At 34.2% G+C, this 13,555-nt stretch carries 18 protein-coding genes; 3 read left to right on the forward strand and 15 right to left on the reverse strand.

Annotated elements, in window-relative coordinates; translation table 11 throughout:
* Positions 1 to 33: 33 nt before the first annotated feature.
* Positions 34 to 309: a hypothetical protein gene (locus RCG20_RS05760; protein WP_308183282.1), complete on the forward strand. Its 276-nt coding sequence runs from the start codon at positions 34 to 36 to the stop codon at positions 307 to 309.
* Between the two features lie 855 nt (positions 310 to 1,164).
* Here the strand turns inward: RCG20_RS05760 and RCG20_RS05765 are convergent.
* Together RCG20_RS05765 and RCG20_RS05770 are read right to left on the reverse strand one after the other, a co-directional pair.
* A complete protein-coding gene (locus tag RCG20_RS05765) occupies positions 1,165 to 1,617 on the reverse strand; it encodes an LAGLIDADG family homing endonuclease (protein ID WP_308183283.1) in 453 nt (150 codons plus the stop codon).
* Between the two features lie 62 nt (positions 1,618 to 1,679).
* Entirely contained in the window at positions 1,680 to 2,384 is a 705-nt protein-coding gene (locus RCG20_RS05770; RefSeq protein WP_308183284.1) for a hypothetical protein, read from the reverse strand.
* Positions 2,385 to 2,546: 162 nt separating this feature from the next.
* Here RCG20_RS05770 and RCG20_RS05775 point away from each other — a divergent pair, with 162 nt between their 5' ends.
* On the forward strand, positions 2,547 to 2,888 hold the full coding sequence (locus RCG20_RS05775; RefSeq protein ID WP_308183285.1) for a helix-turn-helix domain-containing protein: 342 nt from the start codon (positions 2,547 to 2,549) through the stop codon (positions 2,886 to 2,888).
* Positions 2,889 to 3,132: 244 nt separating this feature from the next.
* Here RCG20_RS05775 and RCG20_RS05780 read toward each other — a convergent pair whose 3' ends face one another.
* Positions 3,133 to 3,342, reverse strand: a complete 210-nt coding sequence (locus tag RCG20_RS05780; protein ID WP_308183286.1) for a hypothetical protein — start codon at positions 3,340 to 3,342, stop codon at positions 3,133 to 3,135.
* A 506-nt stretch (positions 3,343 to 3,848) separates the two neighbouring features.
* On the opposite strand from RCG20_RS05780, the gene RCG20_RS05785 reads away from it, so the two are divergent.
* Positions 3,849 to 4,010: a hypothetical protein gene (locus RCG20_RS05785; RefSeq protein WP_308183287.1), complete on the forward strand. Its 162-nt coding sequence runs from the start codon at positions 3,849 to 3,851 to the stop codon at positions 4,008 to 4,010.
* A gap of 496 nt (positions 4,011 to 4,506) precedes the next feature.
* On the opposite strand, the gene RCG20_RS05790 is transcribed toward RCG20_RS05785, so the two are convergent.
* The 12 genes from RCG20_RS05790 to RCG20_RS05845 all read right to left on the reverse strand — a co-directional run bounded on the left by RCG20_RS05790 (position 4,507) and on the right by RCG20_RS05845 (position 13,018).
* On the reverse strand, positions 4,507 to 4,737 hold the full coding sequence (locus RCG20_RS05790; RefSeq protein ID WP_308183288.1) for a hypothetical protein: 231 nt from the start codon (positions 4,735 to 4,737) through the stop codon (positions 4,507 to 4,509).
* A 629-nt stretch (positions 4,738 to 5,366) separates the two neighbouring features.
* Positions 5,367 to 6,392 (reverse strand): hypothetical protein, encoded by a 1,026-nt coding sequence (locus RCG20_RS05795; RefSeq protein ID WP_308183289.1) that lies wholly within the window; start codon positions 6,390 to 6,392, stop codon positions 5,367 to 5,369.
* Complete coding sequence (locus RCG20_RS05800) at positions 6,377 to 6,952, reverse strand: RNA polymerase sigma factor (protein ID WP_308183290.1); 576 nt, start codon at positions 6,950 to 6,952, stop codon at positions 6,377 to 6,379. The genes RCG20_RS05795 and RCG20_RS05800 overlap by 16 nt, the downstream gene beginning before the upstream one ends.
* Positions 6,953 to 7,404: 452 nt before the next feature.
* Positions 7,405 to 7,947: a hypothetical protein gene (locus tag RCG20_RS05805; RefSeq protein ID WP_308183291.1), complete on the reverse strand. Its 543-nt coding sequence runs from the start codon at positions 7,945 to 7,947 to the stop codon at positions 7,405 to 7,407.
* 400 nt (positions 7,948 to 8,347) lie between these two features.
* Entirely contained in the window at positions 8,348 to 9,547 is a 1,200-nt protein-coding gene (locus RCG20_RS05810) for a hypothetical protein (RefSeq protein WP_308183292.1), read from the reverse strand.
* A 285-nt stretch (positions 9,548 to 9,832) separates the two neighbouring features.
* Positions 9,833 to 10,057, reverse strand: coding sequence for a hypothetical protein (locus tag RCG20_RS05815; protein WP_308183293.1), 225 nt, complete (start codon positions 10,055 to 10,057; stop codon positions 9,833 to 9,835).
* Positions 10,058 to 10,098: 41 nt separating this feature from the next.
* Entirely contained in the window at positions 10,099 to 10,341 is a 243-nt protein-coding gene (locus RCG20_RS05820; RefSeq protein ID WP_308183294.1) for a hypothetical protein, read from the reverse strand.
* Positions 10,342 to 10,472: 131 nt separating this feature from the next.
* Complete coding sequence (locus RCG20_RS05825; RefSeq protein WP_308183295.1) at positions 10,473 to 10,967, reverse strand: VanZ family protein; 495 nt, start codon at positions 10,965 to 10,967, stop codon at positions 10,473 to 10,475.
* A gap of 245 nt (positions 10,968 to 11,212) precedes the next feature.
* Entirely contained in the window at positions 11,213 to 11,737 is a 525-nt protein-coding gene (locus tag RCG20_RS05830) for an HNH endonuclease signature motif containing protein (protein WP_308183296.1), read from the reverse strand.
* Between the two features lie 77 nt (positions 11,738 to 11,814).
* The gene (locus RCG20_RS05835) at positions 11,815 to 12,312 is read right to left on the reverse strand and encodes a reverse transcriptase domain-containing protein (RefSeq protein WP_308183297.1); all 498 of its coding nucleotides are present in this window, start codon (positions 12,310 to 12,312) and stop codon (positions 11,815 to 11,817) included.
* A gap of 56 nt (positions 12,313 to 12,368) precedes the next feature.
* A complete protein-coding gene (locus tag RCG20_RS05840; RefSeq protein ID WP_308184297.1) occupies positions 12,369 to 12,647 on the reverse strand; it encodes a reverse transcriptase domain-containing protein in 279 nt (92 codons plus the stop codon).
* Entirely contained in the window at positions 12,551 to 13,018 is a 468-nt protein-coding gene (locus tag RCG20_RS05845) for a hypothetical protein (RefSeq protein WP_308183298.1), read from the reverse strand. The genes RCG20_RS05840 and RCG20_RS05845 overlap by 97 nt, the downstream gene beginning before the upstream one ends.
* Positions 13,019 to 13,555: the final 537 nt, after the last annotated feature.

Consider the following 13,555-nt stretch of genomic DNA (forward strand, 5'->3'; position numbering starts at 1 on the left):
GTTACTTAGAATAATATAGTAAGGGGAAAAGTGATGTTGTTAGAAGTATGGGATTTTCATAAAAAAATGTATGATGCACGTTGGAGTGGCGAAGGTGATCTATATAGTAGTTTTGTGCAATTAGAAACGGATTTTATCGCTTTAGCCGAAAAAAATGGATTGGATTATACCACCATCAATAACATGTTGGAGCAGCTGTATATTCCCCATACAAATAAGACCTACTTCCAGAGCATCTCAAACACACTCATTCAGCACGAAAAGAAAAAGGCAGACCATCTTGAAAAAAGTTTCCATTACGCTTCCTAGTGATGTCTGGGAAAAGATCGAGAAAGAGATCCAAGACCATGAATTAAAATCCATGTCCGCTTATTTTCGTGAAATAGCTTTAGCACAACAATTGAAACATTAGTTTTTCATGTATACACGGTATACCTATTGATATAACAAGCTTAAATGAGTATGCCTTAATATAGTTTGGATACATTCTTCATTTTATTTATTGCCTCTACCTATCGCCAAATTTTCCACCATTTCTTCTTAGGTAGTTCTTTTTCTTCCTGAGCAGCTTCGGCTACAGCAATTTGTCGCCTTACTTCCATAGATTCTCGCATACCGGTGATCAGCATTTCATCCCGTTTGTTCATTTTTTCATCGATGTATTACTTTATCTCGTTCAGCTCCTGGTCGTGTGCTTGCAGTTATTCTTCTAACACGTTCATCCGTTCATCCATAGTGTTTTTCAGTGCCATCAAGGCTTCAAGCCACGTCTTCAATCACCGTTCACCCTCATCTGTGAGCAGCGATATAGAGGGGTAGATGGTACATCAGTAAAGGTTTTTTCTACAATCTTTACAACGGTATCATTGACGTTCAACTTCTTTTAGTCCAAGCTTCACCAAATATTTTCCAATATATTTCTCCAAAAACTATAAGATTCAATCTTTCCCATCCTACACCACCTGCGAACACTTTCTACATGCATTCCTATTAGATCTCAAATTTCTTCAGGACTTAAAATAATATCATCATCATCTTGAAAGATCTGATGTATGTACTTCTTAGTTATATTTTTGTATCATATTTAAATTCCTCTTGTTAAAATGTACCATCATAAACGTATTATTTCGAAATTCGTATTTTGACTCTTAATTAGAGAGCCATTCAAAAATCATGTTTTATAATATTTTTATAACGCCGATTTTTCTCCCCACTTTTATTCATTTTATTCCTAATTGATATTATCCTATTAATACCTTCTATTTCCCTTCCTTCACCCATAATAAGCTTATAGCAAATTATTTTGAAGTATAGAAAATCTTTATGCTTTACATTTTTTAGTGGAAATTGATTAAAAAATGGAATGATAATTTCCAATATATCTTGCATTTTAACCACTTCAAATACTGAACAATTTTTATAAATCCTAACCTTTCCACATCTAAGTCTTTTTTTTATGAATTGTAAGATTTTTTTATCTTCTCTTTTTAATGAAATTTTAAAAGATTGCACAATCTGGTAACCCGTTCTATGTGTTTTACTTTTTGTTATTTTTATACAAAAGCATCCTTCCCCCATCGTAAAACCAGTTATTATTCCTGCTTCAAAAAGGTCCATTTTCGGACATTTCTCATGTATTGTTTTTCCTCGCTGCCACTTATTTTTATACCGCATATTTCCTATGACGACACTTTTCCAAAACCATTTATCTCGCTTTTTTTATAAAACCAAAGATAACGATAGCCAATAAATGGATTATTTAATTCATATTTCAAAAGAAAATTTTCATCTGACAGATTGCACCTATAATATACTTCAAAATATTTCATCAAAAAGTGGAGTTGATCTTCTTTCTTTTTAAATATCGTAAAATCACCAACACTTATGGGAAAAGCATTAACAGTAGATTCCATTCCTGGCTGTTGAAAATAGTATAAGGAAAAAGGCATATTGAGATCTAATTTAAAAACACTTTCTTGGTAAAAAATAATCCCTGTTTGTTTCCCTTGATATAAAATCTTTTTAAGTTTTTTCATGTTATCAATATTTTTATTATTCTTTAAAATGCATTCCAACGTGACTTTCATGGTTTCAACTCCAGTGACTTGAATTTGAAATTTAGCATTAAAAAATATTATATATCTGCATGAGTTTATATTGGATATAATAGTATCTTTACCCATTTCACCAATAATATTCATTATGGTAAATAGTATCTTCACATATGAACGTATGAAAAATTTAACCAAACTTATTAAGGAGAGAAGAAGGGAACTAAACTTTATTTCTTTATATTTCCATGATGGTGTTTTATTGCAGCTTTGGGTACTTGCACCACCTTCCTTCAAAAGTGCAATATTTCTAATCGGAAGTTCCCCATACATTTAATTAAGAATTCATACCATTAGATATGGTTTTATCACATTGCCTCTTTCCCTATGCCCCCGACAAACCGATTACAATGATTAATAAAATATAGAGGTATTTAAATAGTCCATCACGAACTTTCTATTATACCTTTAAAGAGAATTCGAGGAGGGAAAGCAATGATTGATAATTTTGGAGAAGTGATTCGAAAAATTAGAATTGAACAAGGATTTGGATTAAATGAATTTGCCAAGATTCTAGACGTTTCACCAGGCTATTTAAGTAATTTGGAAACTGGAAAAACTAATACTATTCAACTTTCTATCCTAAAAAAAATTCAGGGTAAACTACATATCTTACCTATTAATGAAGAAATAATTAATTCTCCTATTTCCTTCCGCTTACATAAACTAGAACATCAACTAATTGATTCATATGAAGTAGATCGCCAGATGACTGAATTATTAATTCACCAAATTGAATCAACAATTAAGTGGATTAAAGAAAATACATCTCAATAATGCAAAGGAACTTAATTTAACGTCAAATAATACCGCCACATTGCGAAAAGTAACACAAAGTAGCGACACCACTATGTGAGGTCGCTTTTCCTATTAACCGCGTCTTGCTCGTTTGAGAAGTACCATTCTCTACCTTGATTACAAAGGGCTATACACAATAGGGCTACCGTTTTTGCTGGGTTGCCCTTTGTGAAAATGCATGAGCCCCACCAAAGACTCCTTGATCTGTTAACCAAGAAATAGCCTAGTATTTTACGCCTAGAAGATGAGCTAAACGCATTGGTTTGAGTCTTTTAATCACAGATTTATAAATATTTGCTCGGTATTCATTTAGGGGATTTCTTGATAACTCTTGCTCTAATAGTCGCTGCAATAATTCTATTCTTTCATCTAATGATTTTTTCTCATTATCTGCGATAAAATCAATCATTAATTCAAAATTAAAATCATTCATCAATATCTCACCTCATATTTTATTATTGTAAAAATGAGCTGAAAAATACCAAATTAGGATGATCTTTATATACGAATTCTACCTTTTTGTTTATAAGATAATTAATCTCAATTATTTCGGTTGATGATTTTAGTAGAATCAGCTAATTTTTTGTATTTAATTTATCCTAAATTTGAACTAAAAAGAAAGAAATGCCCACCATCTATCAATTTGCCAGACAGTGAATAATATTTGAATATTAGGAAAAGTTATTGTCAATACAAAATGGAATTTTGTGTTTTCCTCAAGCTTGAATACAGTTGGTACGAAAAAAATGTACCCCATCTTTTTTTGATTGTATAAAAGGGATTTTAATTCATTTTTCTTAAATATTTTCGATGTTTTTTCCATTATTTCTGCTAAAGTGATTAACACTACATATCCCACCAAATGTATTATATAAAGCCAGGTGTGAATACTGAAACAAATGCATTTCCCATTCCCAGAAGGGAATTAGAGGAAAGCGAATGGTTAAAGCTTCAGGTTTTTATTTTGAAATCTACTACAACAGACAAGTTGAGCATGATATGTTTTTTGAAAAGTATACTGACACCATCCCATTTATTGCTGATGAATTCGTTTGGATCTATCGGAAAATATCAGCATTTGAAAAATGGGGAATCAATTAAAATTTGAAGCTCCCCTTACTTGCATTCTTTCCGAATGATCTTGATACTTCGCTAAAAGGGGAATGACGGAAGATGAACGCTGCCTTATCCATTTTAGAAGAAACAAAAAAGCGACTGGATAATCCGTGAATGGTACGAAGAATTCCTTTTTTCCAGTTAAAGTCTTAGTTATTACCTTTCCAAACTTTTGTTAAAATAGGGCTTTTCCGGGTTTGAATTGTAAGGTGCATTCCAGCTGGGGGACATTCGGTTAAAAAAAGAAAATTTATCGGCTAAATTGCGAAAGGCTCTAAAACCTCTTCAGTAAATAAAAAAGAGAGAAATAATTACAAAAAAAAGAATACCCCTACATACTCAGGGGCATTCTAGTTTTATTGCAATTGTTGCTTATGACGGTACCTTATAGTAAATAATGGATCATTTTGATAAGCAAAGGTAATTGCTTTTCGATTAACATTTGGTAACTCATAAGGAATCTCACTTATCTCATTTCCATTTAAGTCGACACCACTTGTTTAAGCCTACTAACTAAATCTTCTATGTTTTCTTCTAAACTCTCACCATATTGTTCTTTGGTTGTGCCGTTAATCCCAGTTGCCTTTTTATTAGGAAGTTCAAAATGACATTGAACTAATGATTCCTTATTTAATAGATGTGCAAGAGATGTAAATTTCATTTTAGGATCAGATTTTGCTAATTCTGCTATCCTTAGTAGTTTTGTTTCCATTTATTATACCTACCTCTGTGTGTAGTAAATGTGTCCCTAGTAAGGGTGATACCTGGTAGCTAGCCTTTCCTTCATAGGTACTACGCTGCTATCCTACTCCCTACACGGCATTTGGTTTCCTCGCTTTTTATCACTTGTAGACCATACTCTTCTATTAAAATAAGAAAAGACCGGTAGGGTCTCCCGAGTTGCCGTATCATATCAATGTATAACGTGCCAAGGTCACTGACTCCAGAGAGGTTTTATCCTTCTTGCCTTTAACGAAAGATAAAATGTAGCTTTCTGCAGAGCTTAAAACATCAGCCCTCTCGGTTTACTAACATTATGGAGCTCAATCCCTTCAACCATTTGGCTTTCGGCCCGCCACCTAACTGTCTACGCTTAAAGACTAAAGTTACCTTTAGCCCTCCAAGACTCGCTACGAGCGAATGGCTAGTTCTTACTCGACGGGAATCCCACCCGCTATATGATACGACCTAGGCTCGGCCGCACACGCACCCGTTTGTTTAAGTACAATATTTCACAATCTTAAACATAAAGAACAACTTGTGATTCCCTCATAAAAAGGTCGTCCTTTGACGACCCTTTCTAAATCCTAATCATGTTTAAAAGCCAGTTAGAATATGCCACTACTTTTTGGGTGCTTGTACAAATGTTTCTAATATTTTTTTGATTTCTTCCACGGTACAGCCTTGGCTAGACACTTCGTAAATGACCCCGTTTACCTTGGTAGTAAATAAAGGATTATACGGAGCATGCCAATAAGTACGGCTGTATTGGGTCCATTTCACACCATTGGAAATAAAATCCCCGATTTTTTGGTTGGGGTCATACTGAAAATCACCATTGTAATCAGGATGATTCCCGTCTTGATATCCTTCTGGAAATTCTTGTATCCAAATAAATTTGTCAGTGGTATGGTCATCACCTGGTATTGTGACCGTCTGCCCCATGATGCTTCCGGGTGTAGGTCTGTACTCAAGTTGTACATGATAGCGAGAACCGTCGTTTCGTAAAGCAATAGATGTCCTCTCTAACTCAGGATAATGTAGTATTCTCAAAAACCGTACTTCTCTGCGGATGTTTTGATAAGCCGCCTGCACCTCTGATGGATCATTCTTTCCGCCAAAAATAGACTTTACATCCGGTTTTTCCACTTGTTTCGCTCGTTTGAGAACCTGATAATATTCGATAGTTCGCTTCCTTGCTGTACCTCCTAGTATTTCAACTGCAATATATTCATCTGGTGATTGATCTTTAATGGAATAATAGTTGGAGTTCGGAGGATATTGTGTAGTGTCACCTTCTCGTAAAAACTCCCAATCTCCAATACGGGATATCGTGCCTAGTTTTGAAGCTAAATGCTCTTTGGATACCCTCTCATATGTCGGGATATAGTAATGAGCGTCGTGAACGAGGTATTCTGAATAAGGATGCGGATGTTGATCGCTTGTCCCAAAGAGCCTAAGCCCAGCCCAGCTTTGTGTAACATTCGGAACTAACAGCAAGAAAAGAACCATTAAAGTTACGAATAGGACCGCCTGTTTCGTTCTAAACCGTTTTTTCTTGTTTAAGATGCATTCAATATCGATTTCTTCTGGAAACCGGATTTGTCGTTGAACGTTTTTCAATGTGTTTTTTAATTCTTGTTCCAAGTCCATCCCTCCTTCAGAGATATATCTCCATATGGTGATGACATCAATTGATTCTTAAGGTCGCCTCTGGCGTGATGAAGTCGTGACTTAACCGTTCCCTCACTGACAGTAAGGATCGAGGCAATTTCTGAGATGGATAAATCCTGCATGTAGTATAAAATGATAACGGTCTGATGTTTCATCGAAAGTTTTTGAATACATTGATATAACTCTTTTTGGTTTTCTTCCTGCAGATAAATGTGTTCCGGCTGCCCGTCCTTGGACTTGTCCAAAATATCCTTCCACGGAGAAAAGAATCGTTTTCGCTTTGCCATTTTCCACGTTACATGCAGTAGAATTTGATGAAACCAGGTTTTAAACGATGCGATTTCAGGATTAAACCGATGGATGGATTTGTATGTACGAATAAGGGCTTCCTGTACCGCGTCATCTGCCCCAGCTCTTTCCCTTAGAAGCATAAACGCCACCTGGTATGCTGAAGGGATAAATGGTTTCAATAGTAAATTGAATGCATTATGATCCCCAGACTGAGCTTTGATAAGTTCTTCATGTTCCGTCACGTCCCAACCTCCTTTACTTACCTACTTATTCCCCCTGAGATAGGAATTGGTTCATTTTTTTGGGAAATTTTTTTAAAAAACTCAAATAGAAAAAGCCACCAATCAAGGCAGCCCCATACGGTTTATTTATTAAAAAGTTCGACACCTATCAAAAATTCCCCTTTTTTAAAGTCTTCTTCTTAAAGTAACCTGCCTTGTTAGTGGAAGAAGAAAAAAACGCTACTCCTCTTGAAGTAAAGCACCCTTTAGCTTAAAAATTTATTTAAAAATCAAGTACAAAATTATTGCCCCAACAATGATTATTCCACCAATTGTTGGACTGCCGTAAAATGTTCTGTTCCAACCATCATCTGTTTCTATTTTGCTTTTATCTTAGTTCTTCTCAACTTTTCTCATTGTTTGCATCTCCTGATATGTTAAAAATAAAAGCTTGAAAAGGGCGTTTTTTTAATTTACTTCTTATTGTCAAAAATCTCAATTTCCTTAAAAATCCTTGAGTAAACATCCAAAATATTTTCTTTGTTTGCCGTATCGTTATAAAGACCGAATTTCCAAAACGTTACACGTTCGCCAGATTGGTAATATCCAACGACATAATCTCCAGACTTCGAGTTAGAAGAGTCTTCATAAACCTTTATCTCGTGTGCTTCCTCATCGACCGATGGTATATAATATTTTTGTGGTTCGATGAAGAAAATTGGAATGCCAACTTTTTTATAGATTTTCGCATAGGTTTCTTTAGAGGATCCAGATACATGTCCTTTCATTATTAAAACTGCATTATATCTTGAAGATAAATTATCTTGAGTTAAATTCTCTATTTCAATCTCTTTGAAAACAACATTTTTCTCGCGAATCGTTGGAGTCTTACCAACAATACCAATAGTTAAATTCTTACCGTCATATAATGGGCTATCAATTATATTTTTATCATTATTGCACGCTGATAAAAATGATAAAAGTAGTAATAAGAACATTATAAGTGTCTTCTTCATTATTTTATCCCCTCCTATTTCTGTTATTTACATTTTAGCAATTCATTTATACTAGAAAAATCCACACTACCTCTCTTTTCCGATTATTTTATAGGACTGTTTACCAAAAAATACAAAAAAGATGTCAAACGACATCTTTTTGTGACCTTTTTCTATTCAGGGGTACAGCCAACATTTTAACATAAAACTCACTCTATACATTTTTTGGAAACAAAAAAAACGTTTTCTCCTACGCTAAGGGAAAAACGGCTTCTTTTTATTTTGTTTGTCTTATTTTAATAGTCGAGTTCATTTTCGTACAGAATTGCTTGTTTAACTAACGCTACCCGTTTACTTTAAAAAAAAAAAGGGCGTTACCATTGTTCAAGTAATGCCCCCTTTAGTTCAATAAAAATTGGTCCTAATTCACATATAGATGCAAAACATCTTCCTGCTTCTCATATCTTCCGTTTATTACACCTATACCATCAACTGTAAGTGAATCAATATTTTCAATGGGATTATCCTTTAATATCAGATGTAATTTAGTTATATTTTGGAGTCCGCCTTTACAATAGGCTATAACAGATTGTTGAATTAGATAGTCTGCATTGTTAATTCCTACTTTTATAAAGTTCTTATGTAAAAGCCTATCTTCAAATTGAACGATATTCATCGGGTCAAAAGATTTAGCAGTTATTTCACCTTCAATAAATAGATTAATTCCTTTTTGCTGCTCAAAGTTTTCAAATGTAATTTTCCTATTTTGCCTAACAAAATTAATTATTTCCTCTGTTTCGGGACTTATTTCCACATCACTTATTTTTTCAGAGTTATCGGAAATCTGTTTTAATAAATCGTATAGTGTTTCTTCTTTGCCCCAAAAACCTTCCTTCCAACTTGGCAAAAAATCATCAAGTAATAAACACATAACCAAACCTGAACTATAACAACTCTTCCGTATATATGAAGTGGATTCATATTTGTCAATAAGGTGCTGCCCATATTTTCTTAAAATGGAATTGTACTCTAAATTACATTTTTCGGAGAAAGCCTTTAGTTCAACATACCACGCTGGTCCTTCAATTGTTTCAATTGAATTTTCGTATAATAAATAGTTATTGATTTTGGTAGCCCTTTTTTCTCTTAAGGTAATAAAAGTATTAAGATATTGTTTCTTTTTAATAAAATTATTTTCTAACATTGCACTAAAAAGGGTAGCTCTTTCCTTATTTCGTAATTCCACATTTTCTCTTGTTAACGGATATGTGATTCCCAGAATTTCATTTACAAACCGTTCTTCCCCTTTAACATATTGAAAACCATGAAATAATTCGTGTACGAGATTAGAATATAAACTTGCGTAATCCTCGTACAATTCTAGATTCACGATTGCCGTTGGAAAATTATCATAAAGAATGAGTGTACAACCTATAAATTGTTCATCCCACTTTAATATTTGATATTTGTCCTTTTGAATTTTTGTCATTCTAGGATGGTTGAAAAGATAAACATAACTCTTATCATATAATGCGTAAGCAACCGATTCAAAACTAAACCAATAGTTTTTCAAATTCGCATTTACTATGTCTTTGCAAATACGGTTAAGATAAATATCCATTGTTTTCATCCCTTATATAAAAATTTATAACTTCTAAATTCTCTAAAGGATTAAATCCTCCTTCTACTAAAAGTGAACTTATTCAAGTTAACTGACGGATTGTATAAGAAGAAAAAAGCATTACCGTTATTCCAGTAACGGCCCCCGTTAGCTTAAGTATGATCTTTCGCAATATTTCAAGTAGTAATCTCTATTGTAATAAAGTTTCTTGTGTTCTCTTCATTTTTGGCTCGGTTTAAAGGTATATTTCGACTAATAAAAGAAAAGATACTTAACTCCATTTAGTTAAAAAAGGGAATATATTTGAATTGCCAGTATAATAGTTAATGCAATGATACCAATAATCGATACTATTTTTCCGTAACGAATTGCCCCTTCAGACACTTCAGGTTCCTCTTTATACATCCATCTTCTTCCCCATAATAAACTATCCTCAGTGCACAGATACGTCCAAATTAATACCGCATATAAAGGAATCAATATAATAACAAGTAGAAAAGTGTCGGCCAACTTTATCCCTCCGTAATACCCCCGGCTAGTTCAAAAAGAAATTATTCCATACTCTTACCTTGACTAACCACCTTAATTAATTCATCAATTTTTTGATTTCTCTCTTGGTCTGATTTTGCTTTTGTATTCATGAATTTAATTACTTCATTTACAAAATAAATACCAAAAACGCTAAGAACGAAATATAAAATAATAGGTAAAAAAGCCAGAACAACAAATCCACCATTCATTACTGTTAATAATATAAGAGAAAGAAACAACCCACCTTTAATCACCCATTTCAAACCACATCGCCTTTTCCATTTGCAAAAATGCTTCTTTAAGTTTTGCACCCATTAGTTAAAAAAAGCGATTCTACAATTTAAGAATCGCAGTCATTTGGTAAAATATTCGAATAAAAAGCCAGATACCTTTCTTAATATGATTTAACTTGCTGTTGGTACTTTGGCTTCAATAGTTTTTGGATGAAATTTAATTTCCAAATTCCAAATCCTATCAAAGTTCCCAACATATTAAGAATAAAATCATCTATATCAAAACTACCTCTTCTAGACACTGATTGGAGTATTTCAATTACAAATAACAATATTATTGTTGTAAATGAAAATATACCTACGTTATTTATTCTTTTTACGAGGTAAGGAAGATAGATACCCATTGGGAAAAACATTATTAAATTACCAACGAGGTTTTTAATTGGTATATCCAAATTCATACTTCCATCAAAAATTGCCTTAACATATGTACTAATCGTTTTAAATGGCACAAAATTTGAAGACTTCTCGATATACTCCACCAATGACAAATCTGACCATACAGAGCCTCTTGATCCTAAAAATAATAACGATACCAATCCCAATAAATAAAACACAAAGCTTATTACGATAACAACTTTTAATACCCTTCTCATTTTTCCTCCCTGTGCTACTGTAGCATTGGTTAATTTAATTGTTAGTTATTTAGATATGAACTATTTTACCATTAATTCCAATGTTTGTATGCGACTTTTATTGATACAGATAGGTAAGGGTTTGAAGTTATCGCTCCCTTTTCCCCCTGTTCACACCGTACATGCGACTTTCACCGCATACGGCGTTCCAACTAATTCAATTTATTCTTTCTATGTGTAAGCAGACGAGTGTTAATTTTCCAATATTAGATTATCTCATTTTGACACTTTAGGCGTAACTTATTTATCTTTTCCTTTTGCTTACTGGTAAGCTTTAAAGAATGTAACAGAGTTTCTATTTTAACCTTGTCTTTTAAATGAATTAGTTGATGTATAGCTTTATCAAGAATTATCAAGTTTGAATAGCTATCATCTTTTGAATGGTGATATGGGTTAATATGATGACAATGCCATTCGTTAATCCCTAACTCTACCCCTAGTATGGCACACTTGCCATATTGGGCGATAAATTTACTAATCCTGTTGTCATTGTATTCGATAGTTCGGTTTGGAATGTAGTTTCTCATGATGTAAGAAAGCATAGTTTTATCAATTGCCTTTAAGCTATTGTGTATTTTTGCTCTACCTTCGGCGGTAAAATTACAAGTCGTTTGTGAAAAACAGAGTGTTGTTTTCCACCGTTGGGCATGGATAGGCACAAAGACCATTTGTTGTATCTTAAATAGTTTAGCCTTATAACCCTTGTATCTTTTCTGTAAGGTCTTTGTCATATCATGAAAACTTGCCTCGGTTCTAATGTTCTTTAGCTGATTATATAACGTTTTGCGTAGATGAGCGTTTAACTCATTCAGATTAATAGTAATTTGAGTGGCGACAGAGTAATAGTTTTGGATTCCCATGACGACGGTATTGAAATTCCAAACAGTCTGAATGCAAGGCTTTTCTTGACTACTTTTATAGCTTCCTTAATCTTTTGGAAGGCGTTTGCTTTAGCCTTCTTCGACATATCGGACCTTGCTACATAACCAAATCTTGTTTTTCCTTTCCTTACGGCTTTTATTGAGAAACCAAGAAACTCGGAAGAGTTTTTCTTTAGATTAATTACCTTCGATTTTTCCTCACTTGTTTCCAAATGAAGCCTATTCTTCAAGAAGTCTTTCAATGCGTAATTCATTTTTATTGCATGTGACCTAGTTCGGCACATTACCTTAAGATCGTCCGCATAACGGACGATGAAGCACTCTTTCAAAGCTGTTTTCTTCAGAAACTGATACTTACTGCCATTCGTGGAGTAAGTATATCTGCTTATAAACGTTTCCCATTGGTCACTAACCCACCAATCCAATTCGTTTAATACAATGTTGGATAATAACGGTGATAGAATACCTCCTTATGCAAAGCTTAGCATAAGCCCCCTTGCGGTGTCCCAGTATCTGTTTTGTACTTCTTACCTTCCTCCATATATCCACCTTTAAGAAACCTATTAATTATTCTTAATAGGTTAGGGTCGGTGATTCGTAGTTTTAAGAACTCCATCATCCATTTGTGATCAACATTGTCAAAGAAGCCTTTGATATCTACATCTACGACATAATTAACTGTTTTCTTTTCGATATAGTGATTAAGTATTTTAAGAGCGTCGTGGCAATTACGACATTTGGACGGAATCCAAAAGAACAGTCTAGAAAGTCATTTTCATAGATGGTATTTAGTATCTTTGTAATGCCTTTTTGTACAATCTTATCTTCGTGTTCCGGTATTCCCAGTGGTCTTTTCTTGGTTGAATTGAGCTTTGGAATATACATTCTTCTTACGGGAACAGGGCGATAACTTTTGCTTTTAAGCCTACTTACTAAGTCTTCTATGTTTTCTTTTATATTTTCACTGTACTGTTCCTTGGTAGTACCGTTGATCCCAGTCGCCTTCTTATTCGGTAACTCAATATGACATTGAGCGAGCGAATGCTCATTAAGTAAATGCGTAAGAGATGTAAATTTCATTTTAGGATCAGATTTTGATAATTCTGCTATCCTTAGTAGTTTTGTTTTCATTTAGTATGCCTACCTCTGGGTGTAGTAAATGTGTCCCTAATAAGGGTGATAACTGGTAACAGCCTTTCCTCCATCAGCATTACCCGACTTCATAGGTACTACGCTGCTATCCGACTCCCTACAACGGCATTTGGTTTTCCTTGCTTTGTATCGCTTGTAGACCATACTCTTCTAAATAAGAAAAGACCGGTAGGGTCTCCCGAGTTGCCGTATCATATCAATGTGTAACGTGCCAAGGTCTCTGACTCCAGAGAGGCTTTATCCATCTTGCCAATAACGAAGGATAAAATGTAGCTTTCTGTCTCAGTTAAAACATCAGCCCTCTCGAATGACTAACCTTATGGAGCTCGATCCCTTCAACCGCTTGGCTTTCGGCCCGCAACCTAACTGTCTACGCTTAAAGTTTAAAGTTACCTTTATCCCTCCAAGACTCGCTACGAGCGAATGGCTAGTTCTTACTCGACGGGAATCCCACCCGCTATATGATACGACCTTGCTCGTCCGCACAACTGCCCGTTAGTTGAATAAAAAATAGCC

The organism is Neobacillus sp. PS3-40, from assembly GCF_030915485.1.
In the GTDB taxonomy this organism is placed as follows: Bacteria; Bacillota; Bacilli; order Bacillales; family Cytobacillaceae; genus JAUZPL01.